This is a genomic window from Idiomarina sp. UBA3162, from assembly GCF_002364475.1.
Taxonomy (GTDB): Bacteria; Pseudomonadota; Gammaproteobacteria; order Enterobacterales; family Alteromonadaceae; genus Idiomarina.
On the sequence record NZ_DEYI01000011.1, the window covers coordinates 23,678 to 44,273 of the forward strand.

At 48.6% G+C, this 20,596-nt stretch carries 18 protein-coding genes; 5 read left to right on the plus strand and 13 right to left on the minus strand.

Features of this window, described 5'->3' with window-relative positions; all coding sequences use genetic code 11:
* Positions 1-42: 42 nt before the first annotated feature.
* Entirely contained in the window at positions 43-1,911 is a 1,869-nt protein-coding gene (locus tag B2X00_RS01565) for a DUF885 domain-containing protein (protein WP_290485833.1), read from the plus strand.
* A 26-nt stretch (positions 1,912-1,937) separates the two neighbouring features.
* On the opposite strand, the gene B2X00_RS01570 is transcribed toward B2X00_RS01565, so the two are convergent.
* Positions 1,938-2,834, minus strand: coding sequence for a diguanylate cyclase domain-containing protein (locus B2X00_RS01570; RefSeq protein WP_290485834.1), 897 nt, complete (start codon positions 2,832-2,834; stop codon positions 1,938-1,940).
* Positions 2,835-2,941: 107 nt separating this feature from the next.
* On the opposite strand from B2X00_RS01570, the gene B2X00_RS01575 reads away from it, so the two are divergent.
* Both B2X00_RS01575 and B2X00_RS01580 read left to right on the plus strand, forming a co-directional pair.
* Positions 2,942-3,391 (plus strand): YaiI/YqxD family protein, encoded by a 450-nt coding sequence (locus B2X00_RS01575; protein WP_290485835.1) that lies wholly within the window; start codon positions 2,942-2,944, stop codon positions 3,389-3,391.
* Between the two features lie 79 nt (positions 3,392-3,470).
* Positions 3,471-4,697: an NnrS family protein gene (locus B2X00_RS01580; RefSeq protein ID WP_290485836.1), complete on the plus strand. Its 1,227-nt coding sequence runs from the start codon at positions 3,471-3,473 to the stop codon at positions 4,695-4,697.
* A gap of 18 nt (positions 4,698-4,715) precedes the next feature.
* Here B2X00_RS01580 and ppiC read toward each other — a convergent pair whose 3' ends face one another.
* Genes ppiC through B2X00_RS01600 form a run of 4 tightly spaced genes read right to left on the minus strand, consistent with a single transcriptional unit; the run spans position 4,716 to position 10,220 of the window.
* Positions 4,716-4,994, minus strand: a complete 279-nt coding sequence (ppiC, locus tag B2X00_RS01585) for a peptidylprolyl isomerase PpiC (protein WP_006954514.1) — start codon at positions 4,992-4,994, stop codon at positions 4,716-4,718.
* Positions 4,995-5,029: 35 nt separating this feature from the next.
* Positions 5,030-6,205, minus strand: a complete 1,176-nt coding sequence (iadA, locus tag B2X00_RS01590; protein ID WP_290485837.1) for a beta-aspartyl-peptidase — start codon at positions 6,203-6,205, stop codon at positions 5,030-5,032.
* Positions 6,206-6,207: 2 nt separating this feature from the next.
* Entirely contained in the window at positions 6,208-7,623 is a 1,416-nt protein-coding gene (gene yfcC, locus B2X00_RS01595) for a putative basic amino acid antiporter YfcC (protein WP_290485838.1), read from the minus strand.
* An 11-nt stretch (positions 7,624-7,634) separates the two neighbouring features.
* Positions 7,635-10,220, minus strand: a complete 2,586-nt coding sequence (locus B2X00_RS01600; RefSeq protein ID WP_290485839.1) for a TonB-dependent receptor — start codon at positions 10,218-10,220, stop codon at positions 7,635-7,637.
* A 399-nt stretch (positions 10,221-10,619) separates the two neighbouring features.
* Here B2X00_RS01600 and B2X00_RS01605 point away from each other — a divergent pair, with 399 nt between their 5' ends.
* Positions 10,620-11,804 carry a cyanophycinase gene (locus tag B2X00_RS01605; protein WP_290485840.1) on the plus strand — a complete coding sequence of 395 codons (1,185 nt, stop codon included), beginning with the start codon at positions 10,620-10,622 and terminating at the stop codon, positions 11,802-11,804.
* Between the two features lie 2 nt (positions 11,805-11,806).
* Here B2X00_RS01605 and B2X00_RS01610 read toward each other — a convergent pair whose 3' ends face one another.
* The 5 genes from B2X00_RS01610 to B2X00_RS01630 are packed head-to-tail and all read right to left on the minus strand — an operon-like array spanning position 11,807 to position 17,750.
* Positions 11,807-12,154, minus strand: a complete 348-nt coding sequence (locus B2X00_RS01610; protein WP_006954513.1) for a VOC family protein — start codon at positions 12,152-12,154, stop codon at positions 11,807-11,809.
* Between the two features lie 53 nt (positions 12,155-12,207).
* Positions 12,208-12,510 carry a DUF3240 family protein gene (locus tag B2X00_RS01615; RefSeq protein WP_006954512.1) on the minus strand — a complete coding sequence of 101 codons (303 nt, stop codon included), beginning with the start codon at positions 12,508-12,510 and terminating at the stop codon, positions 12,208-12,210.
* Positions 12,500-15,568 carry an efflux RND transporter permease subunit gene (locus tag B2X00_RS01620; protein WP_290485841.1) on the minus strand — a complete coding sequence of 1,023 codons (3,069 nt, stop codon included), beginning with the start codon at positions 15,566-15,568 and terminating at the stop codon, positions 12,500-12,502. Before B2X00_RS01620 ends, B2X00_RS01615 begins: the two co-directional genes overlap by 11 nt.
* Positions 15,565-16,581 carry a membrane fusion-like protein gene (locus B2X00_RS01625; protein ID WP_290485842.1) on the minus strand — a complete coding sequence of 339 codons (1,017 nt, stop codon included), beginning with the start codon at positions 16,579-16,581 and terminating at the stop codon, positions 15,565-15,567. The genes B2X00_RS01620 and B2X00_RS01625 overlap by 4 nt, the downstream gene beginning before the upstream one ends.
* Positions 16,578-17,750: a TolC family protein gene (locus tag B2X00_RS01630; RefSeq protein ID WP_290485843.1), complete on the minus strand. Its 1,173-nt coding sequence runs from the start codon at positions 17,748-17,750 to the stop codon at positions 16,578-16,580. Before B2X00_RS01630 ends, B2X00_RS01625 begins: the two co-directional genes overlap by 4 nt.
* 94 nt (positions 17,751-17,844) lie before the next feature.
* Here B2X00_RS01630 and B2X00_RS01635 point away from each other — a divergent pair, with 94 nt between their 5' ends.
* The gene (locus B2X00_RS01635) at positions 17,845-18,318 is read left to right on the plus strand and encodes a helix-turn-helix transcriptional regulator (RefSeq protein ID WP_006954508.1); all 474 of its coding nucleotides are present in this window, start codon (positions 17,845-17,847) and stop codon (positions 18,316-18,318) included.
* A 47-nt stretch (positions 18,319-18,365) separates the two neighbouring features.
* Here B2X00_RS01635 and upp read toward each other — a convergent pair whose 3' ends face one another.
* Genes upp through yegQ form a run of 3 tightly spaced genes read right to left on the minus strand, consistent with a single transcriptional unit; the run spans position 18,366 to position 20,517 of the window.
* The gene (upp, locus tag B2X00_RS01640; RefSeq protein ID WP_290485844.1) at positions 18,366-18,995 is read right to left on the minus strand and encodes a uracil phosphoribosyltransferase; all 630 of its coding nucleotides are present in this window, start codon (positions 18,993-18,995) and stop codon (positions 18,366-18,368) included.
* A 57-nt stretch (positions 18,996-19,052) separates the two neighbouring features.
* Positions 19,053-19,241 carry a 4Fe-4S dicluster domain-containing protein gene (locus B2X00_RS01645; RefSeq protein WP_006954506.1) on the minus strand — a complete coding sequence of 63 codons (189 nt, stop codon included), beginning with the start codon at positions 19,239-19,241 and terminating at the stop codon, positions 19,053-19,055.
* Positions 19,228-20,517 (minus strand): tRNA 5-hydroxyuridine modification protein YegQ, encoded by a 1,290-nt coding sequence (yegQ, locus tag B2X00_RS01650; protein ID WP_290485889.1) that lies wholly within the window; start codon positions 20,515-20,517, stop codon positions 19,228-19,230. The genes B2X00_RS01645 and yegQ overlap by 14 nt, the downstream gene beginning before the upstream one ends.
* Between the last annotated feature and the right edge of the window lie 79 nt (positions 20,518-20,596).

Consider the following 20,596-nt stretch of genomic DNA (forward strand, 5'->3'; position numbering starts at 1 on the left):
TGTAAAGGTTATTAAGTTGTACAAACTTAAAGGAGAAAAACGATGTTCGAATATAAAAAAATCGCCTTAGCGGTGTCGGTGGTATTGATGACCACTGCGTGTTCTGACAACGCAAATACCAGCGCTCAGTCGGCTTCGGCTGAGCAGAAAACAGCGTCGGCTGAATCGACTCAACAAGAAACACAACAAACCGAGTCTGAAAAGGCGAATCAGCTGTTTGAAGATATCTTTATGGCGAATGTCATGCGCAGCCCAATGTATCAGTCTTACTTGGGTATTAAAGATGACCAAGATAAGTGGGACGACATCTCAGAGGAGCAGGCGCAAGAGGACTTGGCGCTCAACAAAAAGCATTTAGAACAAGTCAAAGCGATTGATGAGTCGAAGCTCGATGAACAGACTAAAATCAGCTGGATGCTCATGAAGCAGCAGCTTGAAAATGATATTGCTGATTTTAAATGGCGCCATCATAACTATCCGGTTAACCAGATGTTTGGTTTGCACTCGAGCGTAGCTTCGTTGCTGATCAACCAGCATGGTATTAGCTCAGTGGACGACGCTGAGGATTACATCGCGCGGCTAAATGGTCTGCCGGCGCTGTTTGAACAGTTGGCTGAGAACCTCCAATTACGTGCAGACAAAGGCATCATTGCGCCTAAGTTTGTGTACCCTTATGTGATCAGCGACAGCAAAAATATCATTACAGGTGCGCCGTTTGATGACGGTGAGGCGAGTGCGCTTTGGGCTGACTTTAATAAGAAGGTTGAAGGCTTAGAGATTTCGGATGAAGAACGCGACCAGTTAATTGCTTCGGCGAAAACAGCGTTTTTAGAATCGGTAAAACCGGCTTACGAAAACCTCATTGTTAAGCTCAAGGATATTGAAGCGCAAGCGACCACGAAGGCGGGCGCATGGAAGTTTCCTGATGGTGAGGCGTTCTTTAATAACGCGCTACAGCGTACTACCACGACCGATCTCACTGCTGACGAAATTCATGAGATTGGTTTGAGCGAAGTTGAGCGTATTCATGACGAGATGCGCGGTATTATGGAAGAGGTCGGCTTTGACGGTACCTTGCAAGAGTTTTTCGTTTACATGCGGAACAATGACGACTTCATCTACCCCGATACGGAAGAAGGTCGTCAACGTTACTTAAGCGAAGCGAAAGCCATTATCGATGATATGCGCGGTCGCTTAGATGAGCTCTTTATTACTAAGCCAAAAGCCGATCTCATTGTTAAAGCGGTTGAACCTTTCCGCGAGAAATCGGCGGGTAAAGCGTTTTATCAGCAGCCTTCGATGGACGGCTCGCGTCCGGGTACTTACTACGCGAACTTGTACGACATGGGCTCAATGCCAACGTACCAAATGGAGGCTTTGGCGTATCACGAGGGCATCCCAGGACACCACATGCAAATCGCGATTCAGCAAGAGCTTCAGGGGATTCCTAAGTTCCGTCGTTTTGGTCGCTATACCTCGTACAGCGAGGGCTGGGGCTTATACACTGAGAAACTACCGAAGGAAATCGGCCTGTATAAAGACCCATACTCTGACTTTGGTCGTTTAGCGATGGAGTTATGGCGTGCAGTGCGTTTGGTCGTAGATACAGGTATTCATGCGAAGCAATGGACGCGTGAAGAGGGTATCGATTTTTACGTAAATAACACGCCAAACGCGAAAGCGGATGCGGTGAAGATGGTCGAGCGTCATATTGTGATGCCAGGTCAGGCGACAGCGTACAAAATTGGTATGAACAAAATCTTAGAGCTGCGTGAAAAAGCGAAGGCTGAACTGGGTGACAAGTTCGATATTCGCGAGTTTCACGATCGCGTACTTGGCAATGGTCCGGTGCCATTGAACGTGCTTGAGCAGTTCATCAATGATTATATTGAAGAGAAGAAAAACGCTTAATTAAGCTCAATCAGCAGCGTTGCTGGCTATACAGCAACGCTGTTTCCTCCCCGCCGTTTGGCGTTATACATGGCTTGATCGGCGTGATGTAGCAGTTGCTCAATGCTGTGACCGTGCTCGGGCCACATGGCAACACCAATGCTGGCAGTAATGGCTAACGACCCATGTTTCATGATGTGGGGTGGCTTTAACGCAGCCTGGATCTTATTCACCACCTTATCAATCGCACTATCGAGTCGCCGGGTATGTGAAGCATCCACCAACACCACAAACTCGTCTCCACCCAAGCGTGCTGCGGTATCGGTATTACGGATCGCGGATTGAATCCGAGTGGCGACTGCTTTTAATAATTCATCGCCCGTGGCGTGACCGTAATGGTCGTTAACCTCTTTGAACTTATCGAGATCGAGATAGAGTATCGCGAGCCCACCGGCATCGCGCTCTGCCCGCGCTTGTGCGGTACGCACGCGATCATAAAACAACGCCCGGTTAGGGAGTTGAGTCAGGGAGTCGGTGAGTGCCATGTGCTCTAACCGTTCGATCAGTGCTTCGCGTTCTTGTTCCAACGCTCGCTGTGCAGTGATATCGCGTGCCACACCAATACGCATTTGGTCTTTTTCGGACCAGCGTGCTGTCCAGTGCAAATAAATTACAGAGCCATCTTTGTGTATGTAGCGATTTTCAAAATGTAGCACGTCCCGTCCATTATTGACCTGCTCGGCACGCAACAGCGTCTCGGCATGATGATCCGGGTGCATAAAGTCAAACATTGAACGGCCAATCATTTCTTCGGGTTCATAACCAAATACGCGTTGGGCACCTGGGCTGAGGTAACTAAAGCGGTGTTCTGGATCCACAACACAAATGGCATCAAGGAGCAGATCCATATATTCGGCAAGGGCTGCAAATGCAGGTTTATTCATAAGCCGCCTTAGATTTTGTTAGTATGATTGTTCTAAAACCTTATGTTTGCTTAGATTAGCCCGTCTGTCTATGCTTTCCATCTTTTATTAGTGAGTGATGAACGGATATGAATATTTGGGTGGACGCCGATGCGTGTCCTACGGCCATAAAAGAGATTTTGTATCGCGCCGCTGAGCGCAAGCAGGTGCCGCTTATTTTGGTTGCTAACCAAACGTTGCGCGTGCCGCCTTCTAAGTTCATTCGCTCAGTGCGCGTGGAGTCGGGGTTTGATGTGGCGGATAACGAAATTGCTGAACGCTGCGAGGCCGGCGATTTAGTGATCACCGCAGACATCCCGTTGGCGGCGGATGTGATCAAAAAAGGTGGGCAAGCGCTGAGCCCAAGAGGCGAGCTGTACACCAAAGAAAATATCGGTGGGCGCCTTAATATGCGTGATTTTATGGATACCATGCGTAGCAGTGGCGAGCATACCGGAGGTCCTCCTCCTTTGCATGCTCGCGATAAAATGGCATTTGCCAATCAACTCGACCGAATATTGACGCAGCTCACTCGATAATTGAGTTTCGCTGGTATTAAAGTGCATTTTAAATGTATGATTAATTCGTAAGGCATAATGAGCCCATACGGAGTTATTCATGCAAGTGACACAAATGGAACAGGAAATGCGCCTGACGCCGCTACTGCGCCAGGCATTTCGACCTTTCTTTTTATTCGGTGCTAGCTTTAGCATTATTGCGGTTGGTCTATGGATAGCGACGCTTGGCGGCTGGGTGTCACTACCTGTCTACGGCAACATACTGTTTTGGCACGCTCACGAAATGCTATTTGGATTTGTTACTGCAATTATTCTCGGTTTTTTGCTAACCGCAGTACAAAACTGGACGGGGCAGCGCGCTACTCATGGTAAGACATTGTTTGTCCTCGTCATGCTTTGGAGCTTAGCTAGGTTGGCGTTACTGTTTGGTGCCTATCTGCCTGCGCTCGCGGTCATCCTTATTGATTTAAGTGTATTGCCAGTAGCCGCACTGTTGTTTGCGCGTCTGCTGCTTAATGTGAATCAAACCCGTAACTTATTCTTTGTGCCTATTTTACTGTTACTCACCGCGACAAATGCGATGATGCACGCGGGGCTTTGGTTTGATCAGTATGCGTGGCAGGTGCAGGGCGCTTATGCTGCGGTCTTTTTAATTACCCTGTTGATGAGTGTGATCGGTGGGCGTGTCATACCCATGTTTACTGCAAATGGCACCGGTACTGCTCGGGTAAGCGCTTGGCCTTGGTTAGAACGTGCTGCTTTGGGTTGCTCGTGGCTTATCGCGGTGGTGTTTTTGTTCAGTCTAGATGGAGTGTTAACGGGCGCTGTGCTTGCCTTATTGTTTGCAGTCGCCGGTGCATTGCACGCTATTCGTTGGTTGCGCTGGCGCCCATGGATAACTTGGCACGTGCCGTTAGTATGGTCTCTACACGGGGCTTATGCGTTTATTCCGATTGGATTGGGCTTGCTTGCTATCTACTACGCGCAAAGTGCAGGTTTGCTGGCGACTCATATTCAGCTTGCCAAAAGTACAGCACTGCATGCGTTAACCGTCGGTGCAATGGGTAGCCTAATTTTGGCGATGATGGCACGTATCTCACTTGGTCATAGCGGACGCCCTTTAAAATCTAAACCCGTGATGACTGTTGCGTTCTTAGCGATCTTACTCGCTGCATTAGTGCGTGTTGTGGGGATTGTGGTGATGCCAGAGGCTACGTTCAGTTGGTTACTGGTTGCGGCAATGGGGTGGATGTTGAGCTATGGTCTTTTTGTCGGTGTGTACCAGAGTATCTTGCGAAGCCCCAGAGCGGATGGCCGCCCTGGGTAATCACTCATATAATGCAGTTTAGCCGCGCGAGAGTGTTTTAATCAGGTGGTAACCAAATGCGGTTTTAACGGGACCATGTACTTCCAGCGTCGGTTGACCGAATACCACCTTGTCAAAGGCAGGTACCATTTCACCGCGGCGGAATTCGCCTAAGTCGCCACCCTGTTTACCCGATGGACATAGTGAGTGTTTACGGGCTAAGTCGGCAAATTTTGCGCCGTTGGCGAGCTGCTTTTTTAGCTCTTCGGCTTCGGGTTTGGTTTTAACCAAAATGTGTAATGCATGCGCACGTGCCATGAGATTTCTCCTTTACTGATACGTTGATCAGTTTATCACAACTCATCAAAGTAGCCGCGGATCTTCACCTGACCCTCTTGCATGGCCAATTGTCCCTGATACCAAACATGGCTTAAGGCGAGGCTATCGGGACACATCAAGTTTAAATCGGCATCCTTGCCCACCGCGATGGCCCCTTTAGTACCAAGTTTTAGACGCTGCGCCGCGTTTTGGCTAGCAGCCATCAATACCTGCTCGACGTCAACACCGTCACGAATCGCCTCTTGCACTGACTCAAGTAAACTGACCGCTCTGCCCACCTTTAGGCCGCGTAGTTTTCCGTGGCTATCAAAATCAGGCAAACTGGCATTGGCGTCGGTGCTGAGACTAATTTGTGTGGCTTGTACACCTTCACTCAGTAATTGAGCTAAGCATTTAGCTGCGGGAATCTCGCCCTCGGCAACCAATTCGGGGGTTGTCGAGCAGGTGAGATCGAGCATTAAACCATGGTTGGCGAGTTCAGCACCTTGTTCCATTAGTGATTGATGTCGGTTCATGTGGGTAGGGTAAAACTGGTTGAGGTCGACATCGTGATCATGGCAGCATTGCTCGATGATATTGAGTTGGCTTGCTTCATCACCCACGTGTAAAAAGGTGATGCCCGCTTTGCCGCTAATCAGTCCACCCACTTTGGCCTCACTTGCGACACGAGCGAGTTCTGCGGCATTGAGCTGTGAGCCTCGCTTATCAGCAATCGCGAGCTCTCCGATGCCGATAAATTTATCGATCAGAATAAGGTCATCTCGCACGGTGCCCGTAACGGTACGCACCGGGTATTCGTAGGAGCCTGTGTAGCAATAGGTACTAAGACCGAGGTTAGCTAAGCCTCGGGCATTGGCAAGCATATCGCTGAGAGAACGCGTAGAGGCGTCTGTCCCAAGTCCGGACACCATGGTAGAGATACCTGCTTGAATGGCATCGGTTATCGGCATCACCGGTGTGCGGGTGTGAAAGCCGCCTTCTCCGCCACCACCATTGAAATGCGCGAGTGGGTCGACAAAGCCAGGTACCAACCAGCGTCCTTGAGCATCTATTTGGGTGACAGATAGCGAACCGAATGAACACTCTATTTGAGGTTCAATAGCAGCGATGCGTTTATCTGCAATTAGCACATCACAAATGCCTAATTCCGTTGGACTCCAAACATGAGCGTTCTTTATCAGCGTGAGCATGGTTAGTTAAATCCTATTGATACAGCGGTAATAACGGTGATGAGCGCCATCGCCATAATAACGAGTTGAAAGCGCCAAATGATTTTAATCCACTCACTCCAGTCGAGTTTGACGGCACCTAAACAACCGATTAATGAGGCAGACGTGGGAATAATGATGTTAGTTAATCCATCGCCCAACTGAAAGGCGAGTACGGCGACCTGCCGGCTTACCTCGACTAAATCCGATAGTGGCGCCATCAGTGGCATGGTGAGTGCTGCTTGCCCCGATCCAGACGCGATGAAGAAATTGAATACCGACTGAAACACCAGCATCAAGCTGGCACTGGTCGCGGAAGAGGCATCGCCAATCAGTTCACTGGCGTGGTATAGCAAGGTATTGAGTGTAGATGCTTGGCTTGGATCGTCACCACCCAACAAGAGTACTAATCCCTTAGCAAACCCCACGATAAGCGCCGCGGGCAATAGATCTTGGGCACCTTGATTAAAGGCACGCGCCACATCATTAGCACTGAGGCGACGCGCGATAATCGCGATGATACCCACGCTAACACCCATAACGAAAAATTGTGCAGCGATTTCGGGGATATAGTAAGCACGAGTGGTTACGCCCCAAATGACCCAAACTAAACCGATAAAAAAGACTGTCAAAATGGCACTATCGGTTTTACCAAACTGGGACTCGATTAGACCCGCCTCGGCGCGTGCTTGATTATCTTTCGTGCGCTCAGCGTAACGCAGAGTAAATAGGAGTCCTACCAGTGTGAAGGCGAGCCATGTCACCATCCGAAACCCGGCACCGGACATTAATGGTACTTCGGCGATGCCCTGTGCGATGGCAACACTGAATGGATTCATCCATGACGTGGCAAAGCCAATTTGTGTGGCGACATAGGTGATCAACACGGTTGTCGCGGCGTTATACCCGAGTGAGCGCATCACCGGATAGAGCACGAGGCAAAACGCGATGGCTTCTTCGCCCATACCAAAGATAGCCCCCGCGAGGGAAAACATTAGAAACATCGTCACTAAAAACACGCGGTCAAAGCGCTGAGTTTTTTGTATAAGGTTCAGCACGCCATGTTCTATGGCTGATGTCTTTAACACGATGCCAAATGACCCGCCGACGATGAGAATAAAAGCTATGACGCCAATGGCGGAGCCCCATTTGGTGCCCGAAACGAGCCCCTCAAAAGCTACGTTTGCGAGACCGATTTTGCCCTGTTCAGCAAACAACGGAAGGTCTGTTTTCTCGCTTGTTTCATAACTAAAACTGCCCGGTTCGATCGCTTGATTTTCGGGGTTTACCTGAAAGGCACCGGCAGGCACTAACCATGCGGCTAGTGCTGCCAGTAAAGCGACGAAAAATAAGATGACCAAGGCATCGGGCATGGCCATCTTGTTACGACGTTTAGACATAATTTCGCCTACTAAAAGCTAACGGTATAGCGTAGGCCAATTTCGCGTCCCATCCAGTCATGGATGGACGAAGCATAGCCGTTGGTGGGTGATGAAGCATAGGGTGGCTCTTCATCCAACAGATTACTGACCGTTAATAATAGCTTATGATTCTCCATGATTTGGTAACCAAAACTGGCGTTCCATGTGAGCCATGAATCGACGGTATCGTTGCCGCCCCATTGAAAATCTCCGTCACCCATGCTGCTGACGTAGTGACCAATGAGACTGGCATCGATAGCACCTTGATACCACTGCAAGCCAAAGTCAGCGACAAAGTCAGGACGTGCAATTTCAGCGGCACCGCTTAATCGGCCCAAAAGATCTTCAGGTTCAGAGTCGGCGGTTGCTTTACGCTCATAGCTGAAGGTCTTGGTGGCGCTGGCAAATAATTTGTATTGGCCCCAGCGCTCTGTTTTCAGGTCATAATCGGTACTAATATCAACGCCATCGGTGGTTTGTTCACCAACGTTGAAGTAACCGGTTCGCATGTAGAAGATGTCGCCATCCGCATCAACAACACAGCCAAATGCACCATTCAGCGCTTCGATGCTATTGACGACTGGCGCACTGCCATTCACACAGGCGTCGAGCGTTGTATTCGCGTCGATATCAACAATATCCTCGTGGTCATAGCGCCAATAGTCGGCCGTAAACTGCCAGTTGTCCGTGATATTCCACGATACGCCCGTGTTATACGCAGTGGAGTTTTCGGCTTTGAGATTTGGGTTACCAATGGTTTCTTGATCGAGTTCAAGTTCACCCAAGGCTGCGCCGTTATCGCCGCACAAACTGGCGTATTGCGAACCCGGTTCGCAGTCAACATAAGCTGCTGACAGTGATGTACCTGCACCGAGCTGATTAAGTGATGGCGCTCTGAAACCGGTGCTTGCCGATGCTCTAAACACGAGGTCATCGGTGGCACGCCACCGTACCGAGAGTTTCGGATTCACGTCACCACCAAAATCCGAGTAATGGTCATAGCGCAAAGCAACAATAGTGTCTATTGAGCTTGTGATAGGTACATGAAACTCACCATACACCGCATACTGATTGCGATCGGCTTCAGCTTGGCTGGCACCCAGCGCAAAAACACCGTTATTAGCGGCGATATCAGCAGGATTGTCGCTAATTTCTTCGGTACGGTACTCTCCACCGAATACGGACTTCACATAGCCAGCAGGCATTTCGAACAAGTCACCGCTGAGGTTAAAATCGATAGATGCTAAAGTCGACTCACCGCGGCGAGGTGCTAATGTGCGCAAGGCAGCAAGCTGCTCTTCGCTATTATCGCGTCCGAGATTAAACGGGTTGAATTGCCCTGCGTTGGTCGCTGCTTCAACCGCGGCTACCGAATAAAACCCTGAAGTGTGTAGGATTTCATTTTCTGTTTTGCCATAAGCTAAGGCGGTTTCCCACTGCCAATAGCCGAGTTCACCACGCAAGCCTGCTAATACTCGATAGGATTTATCGGTGTAACTTTGCGTGCGTCTATCTGGGAAGCGAGAATCTACGTAGATCGGGTCAGCGCTGCCGTCCTGTTGATCAATTTGCCGTGCCCAATCCGGCACGATCGGTGAGTCGGCCGGTACAGTAACACCAAAGGCAGCACCTGAGTCATAAGCATGGCCTTCATTGTGCTGATACATCGCTTCTGCAAAAAACTCGGTCATATCCCCTAAACGATAGGTATGACTTAGGGTGGCACCCATATTGTCGTAGTCGGGCTGAATCGCGCGTTGGATAACATAATCGTAGTCACAGCGCTCGCCTGCTAAGGCTTCACCGCCGTTGCAATAAGGTTCTGCGTATTCGGTGCCGTCGATATCTACAAAAGTGTTGGACTCGTAAGTGACATCAATCGGTCTATCTGAATTGAATAGCGCGTTTTGCTTTACCACATCGAGAATGACGGTGGTGTTTGAGTTTTTGGTATTAAAGCCGCCGACATAGGTGGCGTTCACACGGCTGGCATCTGAGCTTGCGGTGTCATCACCGTACATTAACGAGATTTCATGACCTTCAAAATCGTCACGTAAGATGAAGTTGATCACTCCGGCAATGGCATCAGAGCCGTAGATGCTTGATGCGCCGTCGGTAAGCACATCAACGCGTTCAATAGCAGCCATTGGAATATTGTTCACGTTAACGAATGAGTCTGAGCCATTGGCAAACGAACTGACGTTAACGCGACGACCGTTGACCAAGACCAGCGTCGAACTGCTACCTAAGCCACGTAAACTCACGCCGGCTGAACCGGCCGGGGCGCCATCGGCACCGCCGACGTTGCCATTTGTCGTGAATGTGCCTGCGGTGGCTGCCTGAGGCAGATCACGTAGGAATGAGCCTATGGTCAAATGACCGCGGTCAATGATGTCTTCTTGACTGAACATTTGGACAGGGTTTGCACCCTCCATATCAACGCCCTTCAAACGCGAGCCAGTCACTTCGATGGTTTCTAAATCTTGTTGTTCTGATTGCTGTGCCTGCTGCACAGCCATAGCGACGGGTGACAGGCAGAGTCCTGCACCGGCTACAAGTAAGCTCCACTTGGACATAAGAATCTCATTTGTGGTTTTAATTATTTTTTTAGCCTGCCTGCTAGGCAGAAGAAATTTATGTCACGAGACCTGTCGATTGGACAGACTGCGGCTCATGAACAAGTTTGCAAGGACCTTTAAGAAAAGGTCAGATACGGAGGAGGTGATTTGACACACGCTCGCCGCAGTAACCGCTGGGGCTACCGTGGCCTACTCGTCAAACCATTCTGATAGGTAGAAACTATCGTAATGATAGCTTGCTAGTTGATATGCTTTCTTTAACATAGTATTTATTATTTAGTCTTCTTGTCGCAGTTGACGTTTATAGGGATAGCACTCGCAATCAGCGCTGTCAATTTTGCTAATTGTCATAGTGACTGTTCCAGAACAAGCTCATTATCTTATCGAGGCTGTGACATGAAGTTATCTAAGGCTTGCTTAAACTATCTTATAATCACTACGCTGACTGCGCTTTCTCTAAGTGGTTATGCAAGTGAAAAAAACGACGATTATCGCCATCTTCTACTGGCGGGTGGGGCGTTAAAAATTTGCTCCAATTATAGCCCTTCCAACTGCAAAGAAACCGACTGGATCGATACTCTTAGCAACAATAAACTGAAAGATGACCGCGAGTTTGTGCGTGTTGGTTTATCTAAAAGCGCGCAGTCGGTGGCAATATTCCAGCGTTTTATTACGATGGCGAAACAAACACAAAATGCAGGTGAACAACCACTTATTTTATTTTCAACGTCGGCTTCTGTTAATCCTTACGATGCCGTTATTTTTTACCAATCGGTCTTCCAACAACTTGGCGCAAAAAGTATGTGGTTGCCGTTAGATGTTGCTGTGGTAAAAGCGCGTTCGGAGGGGCGCTGCGAAGATTTAAGTCAGGTGCAGTCAGAACTACTGAACAACAACGATCTTGATGAACGCTACCCCGAGTTATATCAGCAACAGGTCAATTTCTGTAAAAGTCCCCAACAAACCACTGATTTATTAGCGCAAGCTAATGGCCTATTTTTTAATGGCGGTGATCAAAATTTGACGCGCCAAGCGTGGGTTCGAGCTGATAATAGTCCTTCACATGCCTTAACTTTATTATCCGAACGCGTAGCGAACCGACAAACCGTTGTTGGTGGTACGAGTGCAGGAACCGCGGTACAAAGTGCAGGGCCTATGATCTCGAATGGCAGTAGTAAAGCAGCCATGCAGCAAGGGAGTTTTGCAGTAGAGCCTCCCCCGCGCGATTGTGATTTACATAACAGTTGTCCCGCGGGTTTAAGTGTCGACTCACTGACTTACAATCCGGCCGGAGGCACCGGGTTATTTCGTTTTGGTACGCTCGATACGCATTTTTCTGAGCGCGGTCGACAAGCGCGCTTGATGCGTTTAGCTGCGGATACATCGACTGCTTTAGCGGTGGGTGTCGATGAAACGACCGCGTTGGTCGTTAATTTGGACAATGGGGCGTTTGATGTCATCGGCGAACATGGTGTGTTTATTGTGCGTGACGCAACAGTACAAGACGATGGCGTCGCCGCGCAGGTGTCTTATCTTTGGTCGGGCTCACAGGGACGCTTACTCACGCAAGGCACGCCGTAACGTTACTCTGACCAAACCGCATATTCATTGCCGCTGGGGCAGGTGAAGTGAAATCGATGACCGCCTGGAAAGCTGAAAATGGGCTTAATGATTTCACCACCTGCCTGTTCGACGGCATGCAGACTCTTTTGTAAGTCGGGACTGTAAAGTACCACCAATACGCTGCCTTGTGCCGTCTGCGCTTTTAGCGGCGCACTGTAAAAGCCACCATCAATACCGGCATTTTTGATAGCCGCGTAATCGGGACCATAGTCGATATACTCCCAACCGAAGGCGTCATTGAAAAACTGCTTAGTTGCGGCGATATCGCTTGCAGGCATTTCAATATAATTAATTTTAGTGGTACTCATTCTTGGCTCCTAAGCAACCATGGCATCTAAGTGTAGCCCATAATTGTGAGTGCTCAAATTAAGTGCCCCATTGCCTCAATAGGGTGCAGGGTGAACCGAATGGGCTCTTTAAAGTTGAGTCTTTGCAAGGCGGCTCTTATTTCGGTGAGGTCGTGTTCGTTACACACGACCTCGGCCGCTAACATGCGTCGGGCGCCGCGGATTTGTTCGGCAATATCGTAGCGTTCGTGGCGACGACTGAAGCCATCAATCTCATACAGGCTAAAGCCCGAAAGAGCGTCTATTTGTAATAGGCAGTCGACCACATCTGCTTTTTGCTCACGACTAAAATACAACTTTAGCAGTTTACTGTTCATGGTAGTGCTTCCTATTTGTGATTTGATAGAGCGCCGGTAATAACAACAAGGTCGCCAGCGTCGCGGTTACCAGTCCACCGATGACCACGGCGGCGAGCGGACGTTGAATCTCGGAACCTGGACCGGTAGAGACCAACAGGGGAATGAGTCCAAATATCGCCGTGATGGCTGTAATTAATACCGGCCTTAAACGGTCGGTTGCGCCAGCGATCACGAGCGAGGGCAGGTGCGAGAAGTGTATTTTGGTTTGCTCAAAGTGGCTGACCATAACGATCCCGTTAAGAATCGCCACACCCATTAATGCGATGAAACCTACGGATGCAGGCACAGACATATATTGACCGCTAATCCACAGTGAAATAGCACCGCCACTTAATGCGAACGGTATATTCGTGAGTACGATCGCGGTTAACCCAAGTGAGCCCATCGAAGTAAACAAAAGTATGACAATCAGCAACAGTGCAACAGGTATTACCATCAGTAGATTGGCGCTGGCACGCGCTTGGTTCTCAAACTCACCGCCATATTCGACAAAATAACCGGCAGGTAGCTCAACCTGCTTCTCAATTTGGCTTTGTAGTTCATTTACAAACCCAACGACGTCACGATTTTCAACGTTCGTTGTAATGAGTGCATAACGGTGACTATTTTCGCGCTCGATAATGGCTGGACCTTGCTCGAAACTGATAGTAGCGACTTCGCTAAGTGGCACGGCTTTACCTTGTTCGGCAATAATTGTGAGCGAGTTGAGTCGTGTCACAGCTTGGTATCCGGAACGTTCACTCTGTGAGCCGAACACAATAGGTGTGCGAATTCTTCCATTCACCGCCTCGCTGACCGAGTAGCCACTTAATTGTGAGTGGATAAATTCGCTAAAGGCACGCTTTGAAATGCCATAGTAATTCAGCTTTTGCATATCAGGAACGATACTTAGAAACTGCGCACCGGTTATCACGCTTGCCTGCACATCGACGGCACCCTCAACATCGCGTGCCGACGCAACAATTTCATCGGTCAAACCTGCCAATGTGTCCATCTCATCGCCGAACACTTTAATTGAAACTGCACCGGTGCTGCCCGTTAGCATTTCCGAAATACGCATTTGAATCGGCTGCGTCACGTTCACATTCATGCCAGGGTAACCTGATACAACTTCACGGATGGCATCAATTAAGGCTTGTTTATTGTCAAAACGCCACTCATCTCGTGGTTTCAGCTCCATAAACACATCGGTCTCATTTAATCCCATGGGATCAAGACCCAGTTCATCAGACCCTGTACGTGCGACAATTTGCTTAATTTCAGGGACTTGTTCTAGTAGTGCGTTTTCGACTTGCGTATCAATGGCTATTGACTCGCTGAGTGACAAGGTGGGCGCTTTTTCAAACTGTACGATAATGTCGCCTTCATCCATGGTCGGCATAAATGTCTTACCGACCATGATGAAACTTAAGGCGCTCAGACCAAACAGGACTACAAAACCCGTGATTAACAAAGGTTTGTGCGTTAATGCGCTATTGAGTATTACGCGGTAGCTTGCCTGCAAGCGTTCTAACATCTTATTGCGGCGTTTATTAGGACGCATCATCAATGAGGCGAGTGCGGGTATCAAGGTCAATGCGGTAACAAGTGATGCTGCAATAGCGATGACAATTGTGAGCGCAACTGGCGAAAACAATTTGCCTTCAAGGCCTGTCAGCGTCAATAGGGGTAGAAACACGAGTACGATAATAATGGTTCCACTGACTACTGAGGGCGCAACCGATAAGCTTGCGCGATAAATTTTATGCAGGATCGGCAAGTTTTTCTCTGAATTGAGTTCGGTTTCAACTTTCTCGGTAATGACGACGGATGAATCGACAATCATACCGATGGCAATAACTAACCCGCCCAAGCTCATCAAGTTGGCTGATAAGCCAATCTGACGCAAGCAGATGAATGTAATGAGCGCTGCGATAGGAATGGACAGCGAGACTAAGATAGACGCGCGGATATTTCGTAAAAAGAACACCAATACCGCGATGACCAATACAATAGATTCCATCAACGCATCAGAAATTCCGGCAATCGCTGTATCGATCAGGCCTTTACGGTTATAGAAAACATTGATGTCAGTGTGTTGCGGCAAGCTGCTTTGTAGTTGTGTGAGCTTATCTTTAACAGACGCGACTACAGCCGCTGCATTAGCGCCTTTTAAGCCAACCACTAAGCCTTCTACCGCCTCTTGACCGTCTTTGGTGATAGCGCCAAATCGCGGTAAGTAACTCAATGAGACTTCGCCAAGCTGCTCGAGTCGGTAGATATCACCATTGGCATTTTCCACGCTCAGTGCGGCTAAATCGTTTAATTCAACGATACGGCCCGAGACGCGAGCACTAAAGGTTTCGGTGCCCAGTGTGACGCGTCCTAAGTTACCGACTTGATTGGCTTCCTCCAAACGTGTCTTGATGGTATCTAATGACACCTTAGCTTCGCTCAGTTTGATGGGATCGGGACTGAACTGAAAAGTCCTTACCTTGCCGCCTAAATTAGTCACATCGGCTACGCCCTCTACTGTACGCAACGCAGGACGAATGACCCAGTCGAGTAAGTGTCGCTTTTCACTGAGCGTGAGGTCGGGGTTTTCAACAGTGAACATAAACATTTCACTTAATGGTGTACTCATGGGCGCAAGTCCACCTTGTATACCCGCGGGCAGCGCATCGCGCACGGCGGCAAGCTTCTCTGCCACTTGTTGGCGCGCCCAATAAATGTCAGTGCCTTCCTCAAAATCTAATGTAATCGAGGTGATACCGTATTTAGTTGTCGAACGTAAGATGGTCTGGTTAGGAATCCCCAGCAATTCGGTTTCGATGGGGTGCGTGACTTGATTTTCTACCCGTTCTGCGGCCATTCCGGGAGCTCGCAAGATAATTTTAACTTGCGTCGGTGATATCTCTGGAAAGGCATCCACCGGGAGTTGCCGAAATGATTGTATTCCCGCTGCTATGATGAGCAAAAAGGTGATAAAAACGAATAGTCGGTTTTTTAATGAGAAACTGAGCAATTTGGCAATCATTGCTGCGCCTCCTCGCGACTATCGATTATACCTTTAAGCGCAGCGACAGAATGAGTCACGATGGGATTATCGAGCGATGTGGAAGCGGCTACATAGTAATCTTCACCTTCAACAGCGCTTACGCTAACTGGAATCGGATGAATGGTTTGTTTATCAACACTAAAAACGACAGGTTCGCCGTTTAATGATGACACCGCTGAGCCAGGTACTTTGAATGCGTTTGCGATGTTTCGGAGCGGAATTACACTCATTCGTTGGTAAAGTGTAAATTTGCTCTCTGTTAGCGGCGATGACCACAGTGTGGTAAAGCCATTTCGTGTCGATTGCTCGCGATAGTCAATAGTGAATCGTTCGCCTTGAACGCTGATGTGGTGCACCGACGATGCAAGTTCATTGGGCGCTTGAACGGCAAGGCGTATTTCAGACCTATCAATGACGTAGCCAATTCGCATGTCATCGGAGTCTGATTGCCATACGCCGTCGATGGGGGCCTTTAGTTCTGCGCTATCATCGGCGAGTTGATGAAAGCGCGATAAAAGAATTTTAATTTCATGCATTTGATCCGACAGACGGAGGTATTGGTCTAAAAAGTTTTGCCAATCATCAGCTGACAAGGCATTGCGTTGGTATAAATTGTACTTACTTTTATGCTGTTGTTGAGCAACGTCATATTGTGCTTTTACCGTCTCGAGACGGTGAAAAAAGTGTTCGACAGACGGGCCCGTGATGGTTGCAATGCGTTGACCTAAATTAACGCGAGTACCATCCGTCACTGCAAATTGGACATGTGCGTTCTCGAACGGATTCGCAATCACTAAATGCTTCTGGGTCATCGGTTGGTAAGTCGCCAATAGCGGTGCTCCTGGTACCATATCAGCAACTTCCGGCTGCTGTAGCCCAAGCTCATAGTTCTTAAGTTCTGCGATAGAGACTGCTGTTTGTGCAGATACTTGCGTTGAACTCAACGCCACTAGTATTAAAAGAAATGAATAACCAAGGGTACGACGGTTCATAAAGAGACTCCCTGAGCTTGATTGAGTTGTGCTTTGGCCATCTGAAGCTGTACTTGCGTGAGTTGGAAGAACTTCTGATAGTTGAGTTGTTCTATCAGCCGCTCGATGTACATTTTTGTATCAATTTGGTGTTGTCGATATAGCGCGTCGAGCTCATCGAGTGCTTGCGAACTGATAGAAGCATTTTGTTTCGCCAGCTCAACTTGTTGTTGTAATTGTTGATACTGACTTCGGCGCTGGGCGATTCGGGTTTGAATGTCGATCACGGTCGTTTTTAAGCGGGTATTGATATCAGATTGCTCGCGCTGCAACGCATCAAGGTCGAGCGACGAAAGTGTCCGAGAAAATGTTAAGGGTATCGCGAGTCCGACCCCGAGCTGTGTTTCTGTTCCCGCGACTGAACGAATATCTTTGACACCGGCCGTTGCGCGCCAGTTACTTTGACTCGCGGCATTATTTTCGGCGTTTAATAGCGCAAGTTGCCATTGTAATTCAATCGCTTGAACGCTCGGGTGCGTCAGATTCGACGAGTCCGAATTAGGTTCTTCTAGGGTGTCGGGCAACTGAGCTTGACCCGTGTATTGCTGCCATAGCCGATAGAAATGCTGTAACTCGACCTGCTTTTTATTGAGCTCAACGTTATAGCTATTAAGGCGCTGCTCAATAATGAGTTGCGCATACTTAGGCGATTGCTTTTGCTGAACTTGAAGCTCGACAGTCGCCAGCATTTTATTGAGTGCATCGATAGTGTGCTTTATAAAGCGTTGCTCGACCTCAGCTTGTTGAGTTTCCCAAAACAGTTGACGAATTGTGCCAGATATCCACAAGTCGATTTGTTGCTGTTGAACAACATGGTATTGATGACTCAATTGTTTTGATGACTGAAGAAGTTCATGTTGCTTGGGTGTGAGAAACGCAAATTCAAATAATAGTTCAGTTTCATCACTACCTATCGCATTATCTTGGGTCTGCCAGCGCATAATAGAGGCGGTGATGGGTTCTGCTAACCAACTCCGTGTGTTGAAGGTTTGTAAGGTCGTAGGATCATGTTCGAGAATATTCGACCGAGCGTAATCTACGAGGTCATTCGCAAAAGCATTGTTCAGAAAAAATAACGCACTCAGCGAAACAAAAATTTTCGGTGCTTTGATGCGGGTAAAAGACATCATCAACTCCATCGGTTAATATCAACACATAATCTAGGGTTTTTATGATGAAAAGACATCGGACACATGTCCTATAACAGCTATAGCAGGGGGATTTATGACAATTGACCGATTGTTGATGGTCGTTTTTTTGTTGATTGCAGGGGCCAATGTGTCGGATGTTGTAGCTGACTATAAAATGGAAGTGGCAGTTTGGCATTTGATCGTTGAGGGGATTACCGTCGTCATTTCTATTATCGCTTTCATCGTGCTCTGGCGTCGTGTTATTCGCAGAAACAATGAACTGGCGCATTTACGCACTGCGTTGATAAAGCATCAAGAAAGTGCAGATGCGAGAGAGGAGGCCTCCTACTCAACGGTAAAAACTTGGTTTAATGAATGGAAGCTTTCGCCGAGTGAGCAAGAGGTCGCTGTATTGATGATCAAAGGGCTGACATTTAACGAAATTGCGGAAGTCAGGAGTACGAAGGAAAAAACCGTGCGACAACAGGCATCCGCCATCTATGCGAAGTCTGGTTTGAGTGGTCGCAATAATTTATCAGCGTGGCTGATCGATGCATTACTTAATTGATGACTGCTAAAGTGTCAGTGCTTTAGCAGTCTCTTTGTTTAGCTCGGTTAACGGGTACCAAAAATTTTATCCCCGGCATCGCCCAGCCCCGGGATGATATATCCCTGTTCATTGAGCTTCTCATCGAGTGATGCAGTAAAAATTCGTACATCGGGATGCTTGGCTAATACGGCTTCAACGCCTTCCGGTGCCGCCACCAACACGAGTACGCGAATGTCCTTACAGCCTTGTTGCTTGAGCATGTCGAGGGTGGCAATCATACTGCCGCCGGTAGCGAGCATCGGGTCGATAACGAGAGCGATGCGCTGGTCGATGTCGTTAACGAATTTATCGAAATAGCTGACGGGCTCTAACGTTTCCTCGTTACGGTATAAGCCGACAACACTGACTTTTGCGCTGGGGATGAGTGTGGTGACGCCATCCAGCATGCCCATACCGGCGCGTAGAATGGGGACTACCGTGACTTTTTTACCTTTAAGTTGCTCGACCTCAATAGGTGTTTCGTTCCAGCCCTTGATGGTATGTGGCTCCAGCATAAAGTCACTGGTGGCCTCGTAGGTAAGTAACGTACTGATTTCATTGGCAAGTTCGCGGAAGCTCTTGGTCGAGATTCCGTGTTTACGCATTAACCCAAGCTTATGCTGTACAAGCGGATGCTTAATGACCTGTAATCCCATGGCGATGCCCCTTTATTCGTGTTCTTGGCGGCAAAGCATAGCAAATTTCGCTGTTTTTTACTTGCCGATGTCCACTGCATCGACCGGACATACTGCATAACAGCTGGGCTCAGGATAGAAACCTTCGCATTCGACACATAACGACTGCTTAATTTCGTAATGCTCGTCACCCATCTCGATCGCTTCGACCGGGCACTCAGGTACACACATATCGCAGTTGATGCAGTCTTCGTTAATGGTGATCATGCTCGCTCCTTTTTATCAGAAAACACATGGGTCTATCTCCTGATTCGATAGCGACTTCAGCAGGAACATAGACTTGATAACCCGAGCCTGGTGCGCGTAAAAGTGGCATTCCCTTGTTATCCACAAGCTCAGTGACTTTAAGTGGATAGTTACCTTTGGGCGTGATGAGTAAAAGTTCATCGCCCACCGAGAATGCATTTTTTACATCAATAAGGTAGGCATCTTGGTTGTCGCTTGCGAGTAGCTGACCGACAAGTTGCTCTTTTCCTTCACTATGAGCGCGTTCGTAGTTCTGCAGTGACTGTGCGCTGTGGCGTTGCAAGAAGCCATGAGTAAAACCTCGGTTCGCCATACCATCGAGTGCATTGAGCAGTTGCGGGTTGAACGGCCTGCCCGCTACCGCATCATCAATGGCACGTCGGTAGACTTGGGTTGTACGTGCGACGTAATAGTCGGACTTGGTTCGACCTTCAATCTTCAGTGAGTGAACACCCATTTGCGTCAGCGGTTCGACTAAATCAACGGCACGGAGGTCTTTGGAGTTCATCAGATAACTGCCATGAATATCTTCATCCAGTAGCATGGGCTCATCGGGACGTTGAGGATCGGCGACTAAGATGGGGTCCGGTATATATTGGCCGACTTCGTCTTGCTGTGCAGGTTGCGTGTGGTACTTCCAACGACATGCGTTGGTGCATGCGCCTTGGTTGGGATCACGTTTATTGGTGTAACCGGAGAGTAAACAGCGACCCGAATAAGCCATACACAGAGCGCCGTGGACGAACACCTCAAGCTCCATATCAGGCACGTGTTCGCGCATTTCTTTGATCTCTTGCAAAGACAGTTCGCGTGAGAGGATCACCCGCTCGATGCCCTGTTGTTGCCAGAACTTGAGTGCCGCCCAGTTCACGGTGTTAGCTTGCACAGATAAGTGCAGTGCTTGTTCAGGGAAGTGCTGGCGCAGCAACATCACGATACCCGGATCTGAGACGATTAATGCATCCGGTGTTAGGGCTACCACTTGCGCCATATGTTCAACAAACTGCGTAAGTTTTGCGTTATGCGGTGCGATGTTGACCACGACGTAGAAGCGTTTACCCAGTTTGTGAGCGTAGTCGATCGACTCACCTAAATTTGCCAACGTAAAGCTGTTATTTCTTACCCGTAAGCTGTAGCGTGGCTCGCCGGCATAAATCGCATCTGCACCGTAGGCAAAGGCGATTTTCATGGCGGTCGGATTCCCGGCAGGGGCGAGTAGTTCGGGGCTTTTATACATCGACATAGTTTAAGATGCTGATCCAGTTACGTGCGGAGCTAAATGCTCGCAGGTTACTGCTAAACGCCTTATGACGTGT